General features: G+C 42.8%; 14 protein-coding genes, 1 tRNA gene and 1 pseudogene. 13 read left to right on the top strand and 3 right to left on the bottom strand.

The window, feature by feature from the left end; translation table 11 throughout:
- Positions 1–11 precede the first annotated feature (11 nt).
- From GSR62_RS08000 to GSR62_RS07965, 8 genes are all read left to right on the top strand, one after another.
- Positions 12–680, top strand: a complete 669-nt coding sequence (locus tag GSR62_RS08000) for a fructose-6-phosphate aldolase (RefSeq protein ID WP_010688232.1) — start codon at positions 12–14, stop codon at positions 678–680.
- A 127-nt stretch (positions 681–807) separates the two neighbouring features.
- Positions 808–1293 (top strand): DUF2798 domain-containing protein, encoded by a 486-nt coding sequence (locus tag GSR62_RS07995; protein ID WP_066023556.1) that lies wholly within the window; start codon positions 808–810, stop codon positions 1291–1293.
- Between the two features lie 194 nt (positions 1294–1487).
- Complete coding sequence (glmS, locus tag GSR62_RS07990; protein WP_066023555.1) at positions 1488–3305, top strand: glutamine--fructose-6-phosphate transaminase (isomerizing); 1818 nt, start codon at positions 1488–1490, stop codon at positions 3303–3305.
- A gap of 126 nt (positions 3306–3431) precedes the next feature.
- Positions 3432–4691, top strand: a complete 1260-nt coding sequence (locus GSR62_RS07985; protein WP_083213875.1) for an MFS transporter — start codon at positions 3432–3434, stop codon at positions 4689–4691.
- Between the two features lie 141 nt (positions 4692–4832).
- Entirely contained in the window at positions 4833–5558 is a 726-nt protein-coding gene (locus tag GSR62_RS07975) for a DUF805 domain-containing protein (RefSeq protein ID WP_029507275.1), read from the top strand.
- Between the two features lie 15 nt (positions 5559–5573).
- Complete coding sequence (locus GSR62_RS09455) at positions 5574–6116, top strand: hypothetical protein (RefSeq protein WP_066023554.1); 543 nt, start codon at positions 5574–5576, stop codon at positions 6114–6116.
- A 67-nt stretch (positions 6117–6183) separates the two neighbouring features.
- Positions 6184–6660: a nucleoside 2-deoxyribosyltransferase gene (locus GSR62_RS07970; RefSeq protein WP_010688224.1), complete on the top strand. Its 477-nt coding sequence runs from the start codon at positions 6184–6186 to the stop codon at positions 6658–6660.
- A gap of 111 nt (positions 6661–6771) precedes the next feature.
- On the top strand, positions 6772–7860 hold the full coding sequence (locus tag GSR62_RS07965; protein WP_066023553.1) for a hypothetical protein: 1089 nt from the start codon (positions 6772–6774) through the stop codon (positions 7858–7860).
- A gap of 117 nt (positions 7861–7977) precedes the next feature.
- On the opposite strand, the gene pnuC is transcribed toward GSR62_RS07965, so the two are convergent.
- On the bottom strand, positions 7978–8688 hold the full coding sequence (gene pnuC, locus GSR62_RS07960; RefSeq protein WP_035448531.1) for a nicotinamide riboside transporter PnuC: 711 nt from the start codon (positions 8686–8688) through the stop codon (positions 7978–7980).
- A 112-nt stretch (positions 8689–8800) separates the two neighbouring features.
- Here pnuC and GSR62_RS07955 point away from each other — a divergent pair, with 112 nt between their 5' ends.
- The 5 genes from GSR62_RS07955 (at position 8801) to GSR62_RS07935 (ending at position 13514) form a co-directional block, all read left to right on the top strand.
- A complete protein-coding gene (locus GSR62_RS07955; protein ID WP_179854457.1) occupies positions 8801–9781 on the top strand; it encodes a Gfo/Idh/MocA family protein in 981 nt (326 codons plus the stop codon).
- Positions 9782–9830: 49 nt separating this feature from the next.
- Positions 9831–9904 (top strand) — tRNA-Pro (locus tag GSR62_RS07950).
- Between the two features lie 133 nt (positions 9905–10037).
- Positions 10038–10421, top strand: coding sequence for a porin (locus tag GSR62_RS07945; RefSeq protein WP_066023654.1), 384 nt, complete (start codon positions 10038–10040; stop codon positions 10419–10421).
- A gap of 111 nt (positions 10422–10532) precedes the next feature.
- Positions 10533–11003, top strand: coding sequence for a CtsR family transcriptional regulator (locus GSR62_RS07940; protein WP_066023551.1), 471 nt, complete (start codon positions 10533–10535; stop codon positions 11001–11003).
- Positions 11004–11021: 18 nt separating this feature from the next.
- Complete coding sequence (locus GSR62_RS07935; protein WP_066023550.1) at positions 11022–13514, top strand: ATP-dependent Clp protease ATP-binding subunit; 2493 nt, start codon at positions 11022–11024, stop codon at positions 13512–13514.
- Between the two features lie 56 nt (positions 13515–13570).
- On the opposite strand, the gene GSR62_RS07930 is transcribed toward GSR62_RS07935, so the two are convergent.
- Together GSR62_RS07930 and abc-f are read right to left on the bottom strand one after the other, a co-directional pair.
- Positions 13571–13906, bottom strand: a complete 336-nt coding sequence (locus tag GSR62_RS07930; protein ID WP_066023653.1) for a VOC family protein — start codon at positions 13904–13906, stop codon at positions 13571–13573.
- A 170-nt stretch (positions 13907–14076) separates the two neighbouring features.
- A pseudogene (gene abc-f, locus GSR62_RS07920) lies at positions 14077–15539 on the bottom strand (ribosomal protection-like ABC-F family protein).
- Between the last annotated feature and the right edge of the window lies 1 nt (position 15540).

Raw genomic sequence — 15540 nt, 5'->3', positions numbered from 1 at the left:
AAGGCCGACAAATGGAATTTATGTTAGATACAGTAAATCTAGCGGAGATAAAAAAATGGGCGCAGATCTTGCCCCTAGCAGGGGTGACTTCTAATCCGACCATCATTAAACGTGAAGGAGAGTTGGATTTTTTTGAACATTTGAAAAAAGTTCGTGAGCTCATCGGCCCGCAACCGAGCCTACATGTCCAAGTTGTAGCTAAGGACACTGCAGGGATGGTTGCGGAAGCTAAGAAATTGCAAGCAGAACTTGGAGGCAACCTCTATATCAAGATCCCGGTCACCCAAGAAGGCTTAGTAGCGATTAAACAGCTAAAGCAAGCGGACTTTAAGGTCACTGCAACTGCGATCTATACGACGATGCAAGGACTTTTAGCGTTGGAAGCCGGAGCCGATTATTTAGCCCCGTATTACAATCGCATGGAGAATTTAGATACTGATCCGGTGGCACTGATCGCACAGTTAGCCAGTGCGCGGGAAAAAAGCACGCAAAAGGGCAAGATCTTAGCGGCTAGTTTTAAAAATGCCAGCCAAGTAACTAAAGCACTGGGGGCAGGTGCTCAAGCCGTGACTGCAGGCAGTGATATCTATGCCGCCAGTTTAGCTGATCCTGCGATCGCTAAAGCAGTATCTGATTTTGCCATCGATTGGAAGACGAGCCAGAAACGCGCGGGAATATAGGAAAAAACATTAGCGCATCTCCAAAAGGTTTGTTAAAATAACAGATGAAGTTTTCGCGTATAAGGGTCCAGCAGAACTAATTAGTTTTGCTGGACCCTTATTTTTTATCTAAGAGAGGAAGTTTTTTATGGATTTTTACATGCGCTTACCCCGAAATCACCGGGAATTTGTTTTATTTTTGTTGATCGTGTCGTTGATCTCAGTGAACTTGATCGCTCCTTTGATCAGCATGTTTGAGTTAGGCTTTAGCTTTGAAGTCTGGCAAAATACGTTAAGAGTATTACCATTTATCTGGCTAGCAGTGGTGAGCTTAGTTATTTTGACACAAAAACCATCCGGCAAGCTCAAGGACCTGATCGTGCATCCAAAAGACAGTTTTCGGTCACAGATCACGATCAATATATTATGCAACGTCTTTTTGATGTCGTTTTTCATAACTTTGATCGGAGCTTGGATCGGTGAAGGGGCGATCCATTGGGCCCCAGTGAGTGAATTTTTTGGTAAATGGCCTCGCAATTTTAGCATAGCTTTTCTCGTTGAAGCAATTATCGCCCAACCGATCGCACACCAAGTTTTATACCGCTATCATTTGAAAAAAGAGACCTTTGAATAGTTTCTATTAGGAAATAGTATATATTTTGGGTTTGATACCTATATTTTTTGGTATACCAATTTAAATATATATTGGTTGACAGAAGAATTTTGTTGCGCTATATTTAGTCTTGTTACTTGATGTAACTAACTTCTATGAGATTTGAAAATAATAATTAAGGTATATACCAATTTTAAAATGCGAGGTATTGAATTATGTGTGGTATCGTTGGCGTAACAGGCAATGAAAATGCAACAGATATTTTATTAGATGGATTACAACAATTAGAATACCGTGGCTATGACTCAGCCGGTATCTATGTAAATGACCAACAAGGTGATGGCTTTTTAGTTAAGGAAAAAGGCCGGATCGCTGATCTCCGTGCTTTAGTTGGACCAGAAGTCAAGGGTTCGACTGGAATCGGGCATACACGTTGGGCAACACACGGGGTCCCAAGTGTTAAGAATGCTCATCCCCACGTTTCAGCCGATGGACGTTTCTTCTTAGTTCATAACGGTGTGATCGGTAACTTTAGCCAATTGCGTGATGAATACTTGGCTGATGTTGAATTAAAGAGTGACACAGATACAGAGATCATCGTGCAATTGATCGGTAAGTTTGCTGATGAAGGTATGGATACTTTGGCTGCTTTCCGCAAAGTCTTGGGCTTAGTTGATGAAAGCTCATCTTACTCATTCTTGTTGATGGATAAAGACCAACCAAGCAAGTTATTTGTAGCTAAAAACAAGAGCCCATTGTTACTTGGTGTGGGCGATGGCTTCAACGTTGTTTGTTCTGATGCCACTGCAATGCTTGAACAAACGCATGATTTCATCGAATTGATGGATGGTGAAGTCGTGGTAGTTGAACCAGATAAGATCCAGATCATGGATCCAGCTAGCAATGCTGTCGAACGTGAACCATTCCATATCGATATGGATCCACAAGCCGCTAAAAAAGGTGCTTATCCATACTACATGTTAAAAGAGATCGACGAACAACCAGGCGTGATGCGCACTTTGATCCAAGAATACTTTAATGAAGACGGCTCAGTTAAGATCGATCAAGAACTATTGGATGCTTTATCCAAGGCAGATCGGTTATACATCGTGGCCGCTGGGACAAGTTACCATGCTGGTTTAGTCGGGAAAGAATTGTTTGAAAAATTAGTTCATATTCCAACTGAAGTTCATGTGGCCTCTGAATTTGCTTACAACCCACCATTGTTGTCTGAAAAACCATTCTTCATCTTCTTGACACAAAGTGGGGAAACCGCTGATAGTCGCCAAGTGTTGACTCAAGTTAATGAATGGGGTTATCCAAGTTTGACGATCACAAACGTGGCTAACTCAACGCTTTCACGTGAAGCAACTTATACTTTATTGTTACATGCTGGTCCTGAGATCGCTGTTGCTTCAACTAAAGCTTACACCGCTCAGATCGCTTTAGAGGCAATCTTGGTCAAAGCTTACGGTGAAGCTAAGGACATCAAGGCTGCTAAGGACTTTGATGTTGCGGTTGAATTGACGAAAGTTGCTAACGGGATGCAAGAATTAGTTGATGAAAAAGGTGACATTGAAAAGGTCGCTCAAGATATGTTTGCGACAACACGCAATGCGTTCTATATCGGCCGTGGTGTTGACTATGCGTTAGCGCAAGAAGCTGCTTTGAAGTTAAAAGAAGTTTCTTATGTTCAAACTGAAGGTTTTGCTTCGGGTGAATTAAAGCACGGCACGATCGCCTTGATCGAAGAAGGCACACCAGTCGTAGCGATCATCACCGATCCTAAGACAGCTGCGCATACACGAAGCAATGCGCAAGAAGTTATCGCGCGTGGTGCAAATGTCTTATTCATCTCCAGCCGTGATGTAGCTGCTGAAGGTGATCAGATCATCTTACCAGAAGTTGATCCATTGTTATCACCACTTGTTTCAGTCGTACCAACACAATTGTTGGCTTACTATGTAAGTTTACAACGTGGTTACGATGTGGATAAGCCACGTAACTTGGCTAAGAGCGTGACTGTTGAATAAAATTTTGATCTAGTCAAAGTCTGTTCCTGTTTAGGAGCAGGCTTTTTTGTTGTGTTTTTTAAGTATTAGGCTTAACTTATGGACGGGGTGAAAGTTAGTGGGAAATATATTTTAGGGGATATTTATATGCAAAATAAATACGCTGTTTTGAGTTATCAAGGTCTATCGGGGCTTTATGCTTTAGGCTTGAGCTTGTGGACAGGGACAATCTATCTTTACATGCAACAAGTCGGTTATAGTTATGGTCAGATCAATTTATTTTTAGCCCTTTTTTGGTTGGTGACTTGTGTAGCTGAGATCCCGTCAGGCTTTTTAGCGGATAAATTTGGTGCCTTAAAAATGACCTTTTGGAGTGCGCTTTTTCGTGGAAGTGGACTTTTGCTCGTGGCAATATTTGATAAACATCTAGTGGTTTTGATTTTGAGTGCTATTTTGACAGCACTTGGTGATTCGTTGTATTCAGGGACGTTGACTTCCTGGATCGTCGAACGGACTAAGAATTCAGAGCTTGATCAAGGAAAGTTATTTTCACATAACTATATGTTAGTCAGTTTGGTGAGTTTTGTAGGCGGTTATCTGGAGGCGGATCAATTAGGGAATATCGAATTGCGCTTACCACTTATCAGTGGGGCGGTGATCCTGTACGTAGTTGGGCTTGTTTCTTTGAGTTTGGTGCGCTTTGATACAGCACCTAAACCACCTGAGCCACTCCGCTTTACATTTGAGCGTCAGATTTGGCAAAAAAAGCGACCATTACTTGAGACCTTGATCTTATTTTTACCACTGACATTCATAACGGTCGGACCTTATAATCAGTGGCAGCTTTACTTTCAGCGTGGACCTGAGATCAAGACGGGGCTGATCTTAGTGGGAATCAATTTAGCGGGGATGTTGGGTGCTTTTGCCTTTAACTGGAGCGCAAAACTTTCTTGGAAGACCGAACAGCTTTTCTTGGCACATGTGGTCGCACTTTGTTTGAGTGTATGGCTCCTTATCTATAGTAGTTATTATCTTGAGGACCTAGATAAGACAGAAGAAAATAAAAAGCGAGTCCGCTTATTTTTAGTCGAAGTATTGCAGAACCATGCTACAGAAAAATTTTCGGAATATGTAGCTGATGATATTATTTCGCATCAACATGAGATCGCCGACGGAAGTAGTGCTTATCAAGAATATTTGCAAGAAAATAACGTTGAATATGATTTTATTTTTAAGGTTATCGGACATGGTAATTACGTTGTGGCCTATTCCCAAGCATTGATCAATTCTAGAGCTTACGCTGTTTTTGACATTTTCCGTTTACAAGCTGGAAAAATCGTTGAACGTTATGCGGTCACTGAACCGATCCCGGCTAAAACAGAATTAACTAATTCAGGCAAATTTTAAATATATTTGCAGGTAATAGATGTCTAGTGGTTACTAGGCGTCTATTTTTATTTAGGAAAGTTTAAAGGGACTTAACTTTATGATAAGATATTTATTTGTATTGCTTATATAGAATTATTTTTTTGTAAAGGATAAGATAACGTGTTTTGTAGATTGTGCGGGACAGAAAATCCCGATGACAGTAAGTTTTGTATCAAGTGTGGCAAAGAGTTGATCCCAGTTGAACAAAAAGCAGATGCGGTGGAGGATGTTAAAGAAATTGAACTAACTTCACAACCAGTAGCGGGTCTGTTAAGTTCAACTAAGTTGATGTTAAAAGATATTTTCCGGTATGGTAAATGTATGAGCCGGGCTGATTATTGGTATGGTGTCCTAGGAATGGCATTGTTGACGCTGGCTGTATTTATCGGACTTTGGGCTTGTAATATTGCACTCAGATACTTTAATGGTATTGGTCAATATAGGATCGCCCAAGCACTTGTGAATTTTATTATTTTTGTTGCCGTCACAGCAATTATTGCACTATTTTTATTAAATCTTTCGGCCACTGTTCGACGTTTGCATGATATCGGCATGGATGGGGCTTGGGTCTTATTGCAATTTATCCCAGTCGGAAACATTATCGTACTAGTATTTATGTGCCAGCCTACCGCTATGGAAAATAATCGCTATCGCCAAGAAAAACAAAGTCAATTTGGTAAAAAAGTTTATGGTATCAAAGGCCTAGTTCCGGTGATTGTACTCTGTCTAGGGTTACTTGGGACTTCATTGCTGTGGGGGCTAGCTAATAGCAACAGTACGACCGATGATGATATGGAAAGCACCGAATTATACTATAACAGTAACGATGATGATGACGATTATTAGAGATGAGGTTTAACGGTGAAAAATAACAACAATAAGATTTTTGCAGGGATAACAGTAGTACTTGTATTTATCGCATTATTAGTTTTTGGGATCTCTGAGTTGAGTGCTCTAGGACAGTCTCATCACAAATATCCAGCTAAAAGTGAGCATAAAGTTGCTAGTTCAAGTTCTACAAGTTCAATGAGTTCGACTTCTGAAAGCTCAAGTGAAACTAGCTCAAGTAGTAGTGCTAGTCATGTAAGTAGTTCAAGCGTTGAAACGGCTACAGCAACCCAAAGTTCAGCTAGTGAAACTCCAAGTGTAGCGACGAGTTCAAGTGAAGTGATCGATCCACGACCTGAACAAGGTGAAACACCAGTGACTTACGCTTATCAAGCGCCAGATCCAGTGCAAAACACTCAAACGGTCTATGTTAATGCCAGCATTCCTGGACGCTATCACTTAGATCCTAATTGCCGTGGTTTACAACGCCATGGTGGTGGGACGCCAATGTCGCTTACAGATGCCCAAAGGCAAGGTTACCAAGTCGAATGTGCGTATGAACGCTATGGAAATTAGTGCACAATTTGTTATATTTAGCTAGAAAGTTCATAATAAAAGGTGCATATTTTTAAAAGGATGGCGAATGCGGATGACAAAGACAGTATATTTTGCAGCTGGGTGGTTTACACCAAAGCAAAACGCAGCCTATGAACAAGTAATGGCAGCGATCAAGAAAAACAAGACGATAAATGATGCGGACAGTTATGTTCCTTTGGCGCATCAATATAAAGGTTTACGCGTGGATGAACATCCTGAATTACTAGAAGATAAAGAATGGCAAACGGCAACGTTCAATGGGGACTGTGTCGGGATCAAGAGTTCAGATATCTTCTTATGTACTTATCTACCGGATGAAGAAGACATCGGTTGTGGGGTCGAGTTAGGCTTAGCCAAAGGGTTAGGCAAATATATCGTGTTGGTGATCCCCGATGAAGATTACGGCAAGCCAATCAACTTGATGAGTTGGGGCGTTGCTGATACAGTCATCAAAGTCTCTGAGCTAGCTGATTTTGATTTCAATAAACCATACTACAACTTCTATGAAGGGGCAGTATATTAGAATAACAATGACCACTCTGTTTTCAGGGTGGTTTTTATTTGGACAAAACAAGCTCAATTTTTAGGAAAAGGCCTCTAGATATGGTTAAATAAGAGTAAAAAGGAGATTTGTATGAAAGATGAGGTAAAGTGGCGCCAGAAAAATTTATTGCGCCAAGTTAATCTCTTTTTGGGACTTTATACGATCGGTGGGACGGTATTTGCGTATCTATGTGCCCAAGAACCGATCTTGATCTTTTTCCTCATATTCCTGATCCCCCTAGGTGTTATTTGTATGCTGGGGTTGTTGATCGGCTTATTGCTCCAAATGCGTAAAATAGAGAAGGTTGCTGTTGACAAAACGGCTTATCGTACCTGGAATACTAAAGTGGCCAAGTTACTGTTAAGTTGGATCATTATATTTATCGTCGGCATCGCCGGTGGTATCCAACTGGGAAAATATACGGTCTTACGCCAAGAAAACTCCTTGATCGTGCCGTTACAAAAAGAATTGACGCAAAAATATCACCAAGCTGGCTTTATGGGCGATATCAAGGTTACCAAAGTCGGTAGAGATCGGACCGAGGCTGGAAGCGGATATTATGGTAGTTACACCTATACCGAAAAATTAGAGCCTGGAAAAACTTATCAAAAAAAGCTGTGGGTAAATTTCAAGCCGTCCGAGCTAGAGCAGATCGATATCGGGACTAAAGCATTGCGAAAAGGTGAATTAGATAGTCGATATCAGCGTTCTACCGAAAGCTTAGTGGTGCTAAAAGAAAGTGCAGCCCAACAACAGCCAGCTGTTAAAGTAGAATTGAAACAGATCAAACAGCAGTTTAAAACACTGTTTCCCAAAGAAAAGATCACTAATATCGGAGTTTGCATGTATCCCTTTGAAGAAACTGATCCTAAGTTCCAAAAAGTAGCGGCTGTGATCGCTAAAAATCAGCAAAAAAAATTGCCTTTGGGTGGTTACTATAATTTGGATATCCCACAATTTGTCAAAGAGGGGCTATATTACTACTATGTTGATATCGCAACTCAAGATCCATATGCTTTTAATACTGATAGTTTGCGAGAACTTTCTTATGTTGGCTTGCCGGATGGAAATTACCGCCTGCGCTTTGAAGCTGAGTCTCCGTATGCTGAAAATGGGCTTGAACTGCAGCTCCAAAATGGCGAAATCGTCAAGCTAGAATCAACAAAATATACAGAATAGGGCTAACTAGATAGTTAGCCCTATTCTGTATATCATTGAATTTTAACTACAGTAGTTGTGATAGCTGCAAGCGTACCTATTATAGAACAGCAAATATTGAACAAAAGATCGCTCACCTTACTTAGTTCCACCTTCATTGTCGGCTTCACCGCTGGCCCAGACTTTAGTTGCATAGATCGAGTTAAAGAGCAGGGCTGCTTGCAAGGCAACTTGGGAGAGATAGGCACCTAAAGAGCCGATATCAGTGGCACCGGTCATGACTTGGATGCTTAGGATCGACCAGTAGAGGATATTGGCAAGATTGACCACGATCCAAAGCGACCAGTTTTCTTGGTATTTCAAGATGTAGAGCAGTTGAGCGATGAAACTGACGACAAAATTGATCGAATCAAAATACGGTAGTTGTCCGTGTAACAAAGCTAAGATCCACCAGCCGATAAGCCAAGCGACAAAAGCCCCAACAAAGAGTTTTTTGCGACTAGCAGGCGAAAAACGATGCGTTGCTTGGTCGTGGCCCCACATGAACCAGCCGATGGGTTGCGAGATGACATAGAAGATGTCCATTGCAAATGAACCATAGGCATGACTGATCCAAGCGACATAAGTCATGGCTAGACACTGGATCGTCCCAAAGATAAAGGCAATCTTGCGTCCTTTCATCCCGTAAACCAGTGATAACGTACCTGTGACCCCCGAGATCATACCGATCAAGCTATCGGGGACAATCCAAAAGACGGCTAGTTGGATCAAGATCAAAATGCTGACATAGGTAACTTCAAATTTCTTCCAATTGGTAAATAATTGCTTATAAAGCCAAGTGTTTGTCATAGTGATCACCTTCCTTTAAGAATATGATAAAACAATCACGTTGATAATTCACGTTCTTTGTCTTGGGGGAAAGTTTTTGCTAAGATCGAGGTAGCAATATTAGTCTGGAGGGATTTTTTTGAAAAATTATAATTGGGCAACTTTAGGCTGTGGTGTGATCGCAAATGAATTAGCACAAGCCATGGCAGCTCACGGGCGTACTTTATATGGTGTGGCTAATCGAACACACAGTAAGGCAGTTGATTTTGCCAAAAAATATGGGGTCACTAAGGTCTATGATCAGATCGAAGACATCTTCAGTGATCCTGAAGTCGATATCATCTATATTTCGACCCCACACAACACTCACATCAAATATTTACGTCAAGCTTTAGCTGCGGGCAAACATGTGCTCTGTGAAAAATCGATCACATTGAATGCAGCTGAACTGACAGAAGCTAAGCAACTGGCAGAAAAAAATAATGTGATCTTGGCTGAAGCGATGACGTTGTACCATATGCCGATCTATAAAGAATTAGCCGAAGTGATCGCAAGCGGTCGTTTGGGTGAATTGCGCATGCTACAGTTGAACTTTGGGAGCTACAAAGACTATGATATGACCAATCGCTTCTTTAACCCAGAGTTGGCAGGAGGAGCTTTGTTAGATATCGGGGTCTACGCTTTGTCCTTTGCGCGCTGGTTCATGTCGCAAAAACCCGATAAAGTTGCATCCCAAGTCAAATTAGCTCCCAGCGGTGTCGACGAGCAAGCGGGTATCTTATTGCAAAATGAAGCGGGTGAAATGGCGACACTGGCTTTGACGTTGCACGCTAAGCAACCAAAACGCGGGATGGTCGCTTTTGATAAGGGATATATCGAGATCTATGAGTATCCGCGGGGCCAAAAAGCAACGATCACTTATACCGCTGATGGTGGCCAAGAGGTGATCGAAAGTGGAGCAACTGCAGATGCCTTGTTCTATGAGGTGACTGATATGGAACAAGCCGTTTCTGGGGGCCAAAATGTGATGCACTTAGATTATTCGACCGATGTGATGGAGATCATGACCGAGCTTAGAAGAGATTGGGGTCTAGTGTATCCCGAAGAAAAATAAGATTTTCCTTTTACATTTAACAAACTAGTATTATAATAGTAATTGTTCTCGGGATGTAGCTCAGTTTGGTAGAGCACCACGTTCGGGACGTGGGGGTCGCAGGTTCAAATCCTGTCATCCCGATCAATTACTAGTTAGAGTCGTACCTATACAGGACGGCTCTTTTTGTTTCAAAGGGGGAATCATAATAAAGCGCTCAGTTTGTCTTTTGCTGATCGGGGCTTTTGTCCTCGTAGTCAGTGGGTGTAGCTATCACGTGACGTGGGGCAAAAACGGTGTCACGGTGGCAGTCGTACCTGCTAAAAAAGCGAGCTCGGTCAAAGATAAAGTGGTTTCTTCAACAACTAGTCACAGTAGTTCGGCTAAGCATTATACTAAAGCCGATACTAAAGAAGAGCTCGACCAGATCACGGCTGAGCTATTGGCGCCGTACGAGCAAAGAGGTTACACCAAGGAAAAAAGCTTTACGGGGACGAAGACACAGTATGCTAAATGGGAAAGAGATCCGACTAGCCCGACCGCTAAATATGCTGATCAAGCGATCTCAGTTGACCAGGCTAAAGGAACGGGCGCTCAGTTCGTATATTTTTGCCCAGCTAAACATGTTGTGTGGGCAGTGATCTTCACGGCAGATAAATAAAGGAAATTTTAAATCATCAGCCCTAGAAATTAGCACTAATTCATTGCCAACCATGGTGGATAACGTTTATAATTATAGTCAAAGTTAGTCAAACAGATTGAGGATAGTTTTATGCAAAATCGCAATATTTCCGATATAATCGAACGATATTTAAAGAGTATTCTTGCTGAAGCTTCCCAAGTTGAGATCAAACGTTCTGAAGTCGCAGACCAATTTGACTGCGTACCTTCGCAGATCAATTACGTGATCAAGACGCGTTTTACTTTGCAAAATGGCTATTTAGTCGAGAGTAAGCGGGGCGGAGGTGGGTATATTCGGATCGCCAAGGTCGATTTGATCAGTGACCCGGATATTTTAGATGAATTGATCGAGTACGTTGGGACCAGTATCAGCGAGACCAAGGCATTTCAGATCATTCAAACGCTCTATGAAAATGAGCTATTGACACATAAAGAAGCACATTTAGTAGCGACTGCGATCGAGAAAAGCACGCTAGTACTATCCGACAATGAGTTAGAAGAGGCGATCCGTGCCAAGATCTTGAATCGCATTTTAAATCGTCTGCGTTGTGCTGATCAATAATAGAAAGAAGGGGATCTTATGGATTCAACATCTTACACACCGAGTGCTAACCAAGTCTTGTTACTTGCACAAGAACAGGCTAACTACTTCAAGCACCAAGCGATCGGGACCGAACATTTATTGTTAGCCCTTGTTTTGGAGGAAAATGGTGTTGCCGGTCAAGTTTTAAGGCAAAACCTCGTAAGTAGTGTCGATATCAAAGAAGAGATCGAGCGGCTCGCAGGGTATGGGACTTTGCGCCGTCAAGCACCAGATAGTTATTTACCATATTCACCAAAATCCAAGGCCGTCTTAAATGATGCCTTGCGCCAAGCGATGATGATGGGTTCGTCTAAGATCGGGACCGAACATTTATTATTGGCACTATTAAATGATGAAAATATTTTATCTTCGCGGATCTTGTACAGTTTACAAGTCGATACTCGGCGTTTGCGGCAGTTGTTGTTGCGCCAATTGGGCATGACTGACCGCCAACGTCAACGTTTAGCTAAGCAAGCCAGTGAAGCGCAAAAACGTTCTAAGACAGAAACGCTAGATGGTTTAGCCCGTGATATGACGGCGATCGCACAAAATGAAGACACCGATCCCGTTATCGGGCGCACCAGTGAAGTCAAGCGTGTGATCCAAGTTTTAAGTCGCCGGACGAAAAACAATCCAGTATTACTAGGCGAACCTGGTGTGGGTAAGACAGCGGTCGCAGAAGGCTTAGCCCAAGCGATCGTCAATGGGGATGTCCCTGAGAATTTGGCGAAGAAACGCTTGATGATGCTCGATATGGGCTCGCTTGTAGCTGGTACCAAATACCGAGGCGAATTCGAAGACCGTCTAAAGAAGATCTTAGAAGAAGTCTACCGTGATGGCAATGTGATCTTGTTTATCGATGAGATGCATACTTTGATCGGCGCTGGTGGGGCTGAAGGTGCGATCGATGCCTCCAATATCTTAAAACCTGCTCTAGCGCGGGGTGAAGTGCAAGTCATCGGAGCGACGACATTAGATGAATATCAAAAATACGTTGAATCTGATCCTGCGTTAGAACGGCGCTTTGCGACAGTCATGGTCGATGAACCTGACCAACAAGCGACCCTTGAGATCTTAAAGGGTGTCCGTTCCCGCTATGAAAAGCACCATAAAGTCAAGATCAACGATGATGCTTTAGATGCAGCCGTCAAGTTGAGTTCGCGCTATATCACGAAGCGCTTCTTGCCAGATAAGGCGATCGATCTGATGGACGAAGCAGCAGCGCGGTTGCGGATCATGAGTGCTGAAAAGAGCAGTCAGTTATCTAAAGCCAAAGCTAAGCTAAAAGAAGTCAGTGATAGCTATGATGAGGAGATCTTACACGAAAACTTCGATGACGCGGCTAAATTGCGCAAAGAAGTGTTGAAATTAAAAGAAAAAGTTGAAAAACTCACAGCTAAACAAGCCGAAGAAGAAGCTAAAGGCGAGTTTAAAGCTGTGGTGACCCAAGAAGATGTGGCCACTGTCGTTTCAGAATGGACTGGCGTGCCCGTTACCCAATTGACGAAGACTGAAAGTCAACGGCTGGTCGGCTTAGAGAAGATCCTGCACCAGCGTGTGGTCGGCCAAGATGAGGCTATCAGTTCGATCGCTAAAGCTATTCGCCGTTCGCGCAGTGGTTTGAGCGACCCGACCCGTCCGATCGGTTCATTTATGTTCTTAGGACCTACTGGTGTCGGGAAAACTGAGTTAGCTAAAGCCTTGGCTGAAGCAATGTTTGGCTCAGAAGATGCGATGATCCGGGTCGACATGAGTGAGTATATGGAAAAATACTCCACTAGTCGTTTAGTCGGTGCTCCTCCAGGATATGTCGGCTATGATGAAGGTGGGCAATTATCCGAAAAGGTCCGCAATAAGCCATATTCAGTCGTCTTGCTCGATGAAGTGGAAAAAGCCCACCCAGATGTGTTCAACATCTTATTGCAAGTTTTAGATGATGGTTATTTGACCGATTCTAAGGGCCGCAAAGTCAACTTTAGAAATACGATCATCATCATGACCTCTAACTTAGGGGCAACAGCCTTGCGGGACGAAAAATCCGTTGGGTTTGGCGCCGGTAATGTGGTCGATGACTACGCTGCAATGTCAGCTAAGATCAGAGAATCGCTCAAGAAGAGCTTTAGACCTGAATTCTTGAACCGGATCGATGAGATCGTCATCTTCCACTCACTTGAAAAAGATGAGTTGCACCAGATCGTGAAGTTGATGGCTAAAGATATTATCGCACGGGTAGCTGAACGCAATGTGAACTTGAAGATCACGCCAGCTGCAATCGATGTGGTAGCTAAAGCTGGATTTGATCCAGAATACGGGGCTCGTCCGATCAGACGTGCCTTGCAAAATGAGATCGAAGACCGCCTGAGTGAAGCCTTATTAGAAGGAAAGATCGTCACAGGTTCGACGGTGACGATCGGAGCTAAGAAGGGCAAGATCACTTTGAACGTCAAAGATCCAAAAGTTGAAACAGCAAAAGAAAAAGTGAATAATTAAGAGCTAAAAAAGCATTTTGCCAATATCATTATGAGAGTGGCGAAATGCTTTTTTTGTTAATCAGTTGTAAGTTCAAGTAAATTCCCTTCAGGATCTTGAATGACAGCTTCATAGTAGCCATCACCAGTTGTGCGTGGACCATTCAAAAGTGGGAAACCGGTGGCTAAGAATTTTTCAACGTAGGCATCCACATCGGCTTTAGTACCGACGGATAGTGCAATGTGCGTATATCCAAGACTATCGGCGACTCGTGGGCTGAGGCGCTGTTTTGACATCAATTCTAGACGACTACCCGAATCAAAGTTGATAAAATACGAGTGAAACCCCGTTTTTTTATTATGATAAAGTTCAGTACTAGTTCCCGCAAAATAAGTTTCATTCCTTCTTGATATCTCTGTGGGGGATCGGTAGCGTTCTGTTAGGTAGTGCTGCTTTGTTAGGGTTATTGACACTAGGTGTGGTGATCTCAAAACAGATCAGTGCTGAATTGGATATATAGTAAAAAATGGCGTTGTAAGTTAGAAATTTTCTAGCTTACAACGCCATTGTAGTTATAGGGAGCTTATTTTAGTTCGACGACCGTATCAGCGATCTGATCGCTGAAATTTTGATCGTGTTCGATCACTAAAAGGGCGGGCTTGGTTTCTTGCAATAAAGCCAGCAGCTGGTCTTGGTTATAGGTATCCAAGTAGTTTAGGGGTTCGTCCCACAGATACAACTCGGCTGGGGTAGCAAGTGAAGCCGCTAATTCGCCCTTTTTTGTTGGCCTAAGCTCATATTTTCGAGTAAAACATCAAAGGTGTGGCGCTCAAAGCTAAGTTTTTTCAAAAGTGTCAACAAGAGCGTGTAGTCGAGGTCGCGTTTTTGCGTAAACTCTTTGAGCGTTCCCCGGTTGGCGCTGAAATCTTGGCGCACGACACTGATATTTTGGGTGTTTAGTGACAGCTCACCACTCGCAGTTGCATTTGTGCTTCCCAAAAGAGCTTGGAAGAGACTGGATTTGCCACTGCCGTTGTTGCCTTTTAGGACTACGATCTCACCGGCTTTGACCTCAAAATTCGAAGGTGAAAATAGCTGTTGGTCGTAGGCAAGTGTGAAGTTCTTGGCTTCCACTAAAATTTGTTTGTGGGTCGGCTGGTAATTTAAGCTGAGTGGTTCACTGACTTCGAGGTTTTTAAGTTGCGTCTCTTTTTGTTTGATCTGCTCTTCGGCACGCGACTTCAATGAGGTAGCACGTTTCATCACCTTGGCAGCGCGCCGACCGATAAAGCCTTTGTCAGCGTGCGAATTATTTTGCTTTTGTCTTTCTGCTTGCGCTGCCCAATTTTCTTTAGTCAAAGCAGCTTGCTTGAGCCGTTTTAGTTCGTGGCGTGTTTTTTCATTTTGCTGGATATCATGGCTATCCCGGCGTTTCTTTTGCATTTCATATGATACAAGATCACCATTTTCTAAGCGCAATTGATTTCTTTCGATAACTAAGGTGTGGTCGATCGTTTGGTTCAAGAAGGTGCGGTCATGGCTCGTGACGATAAAGCCCTGTTTTTTCTGTTTTAGGTAAGTCACTAATTCCTGACGCCCTGCTAGATCGAGGTGATTTGTCGGTTCATCGAGCAAGAAAAAGTGGTCAGCTTGGCAAAAGAGCGCACATAATATCAATTTGGTCTGTTCCCCACCGCTGAGCGTGTTAAATGGTTGCCACAAGAGATCTTCACTGATCCCAAATAATTTGAGCTCACGTGTTAGTTCCCATTCTAAGAAGTTCCCTGTCTCTTGCAGACAGTAAAGCGCCAGTTGTGTTTGATCGCCCAAAGGTTGTGGAAAATACGCTAGGGGCACGGAAACATTGATCGTACCCGTATAAGAAAGTTTATTTTGTAATAATTTGAATAAGGTAGTCTTACCGCGACCGTTGCGCCCTAAAAGACCTAAACGCCAAGAAGTATCCAGTTCAAAATTGGCGTTGTCAAAAAGAGCAGCTTGGCCCGGATAAGCAAAAGTAAGATTTTTGATCGAGATATTCGACATA

Source organism: Ligilactobacillus animalis (assembly GCF_009933595.1).
GTDB lineage: Bacteria > Bacillota > Bacilli > Lactobacillales > Lactobacillaceae > Ligilactobacillus > Ligilactobacillus animalis.
The sequence above is the reverse complement of the archived record's forward strand: the minus strand, read 5'-3'. Positions and strand labels throughout refer to the sequence as shown.

Excerpts from the sequence above, each read along its gene's own strand:
- GSR62_RS08000 (WP_010688232.1), top strand. The coding sequence starts at position 12 with ATGGAATTTATGTTAGATACAGTAAATCTAGCGGAGATAAAAAAATGG.
- GSR62_RS07995 (WP_066023556.1), top strand. The coding sequence starts at position 808 with ATGGATTTTTACATGCGCTTACCCCGAAATCACCGGGAATTTGTTTTA.
- glmS (WP_066023555.1), top strand. The coding sequence starts at position 1,488 with ATGTGTGGTATCGTTGGCGTAACAGGCAATGAAAATGCAACAGATATT.
- GSR62_RS07985 (WP_083213875.1), top strand. The coding sequence starts at position 3,432 with ATGCAAAATAAATACGCTGTTTTGAGTTATCAAGGTCTATCGGGGCTT.
- GSR62_RS07970 (WP_010688224.1), top strand. The coding sequence starts at position 6,184 with ATGCGGATGACAAAGACAGTATATTTTGCAGCTGGGTGGTTTACACCA.
- GSR62_RS07965 (WP_066023553.1), top strand. The coding sequence starts at position 6,772 with ATGAAAGATGAGGTAAAGTGGCGCCAGAAAAATTTATTGCGCCAAGTT.
- pnuC (WP_035448531.1), bottom strand. The coding sequence starts at position 8,688 with ATGACAAACACTTGGCTTTATAAGCAATTATTTACCAATTGGAAGAAA.
- GSR62_RS07940 (WP_066023551.1), top strand. The coding sequence starts at position 10,533 with ATGCAAAATCGCAATATTTCCGATATAATCGAACGATATTTAAAGAGT.
- GSR62_RS07935 (WP_066023550.1), top strand. The coding sequence starts at position 11,022 with ATGGATTCAACATCTTACACACCGAGTGCTAACCAAGTCTTGTTACTT.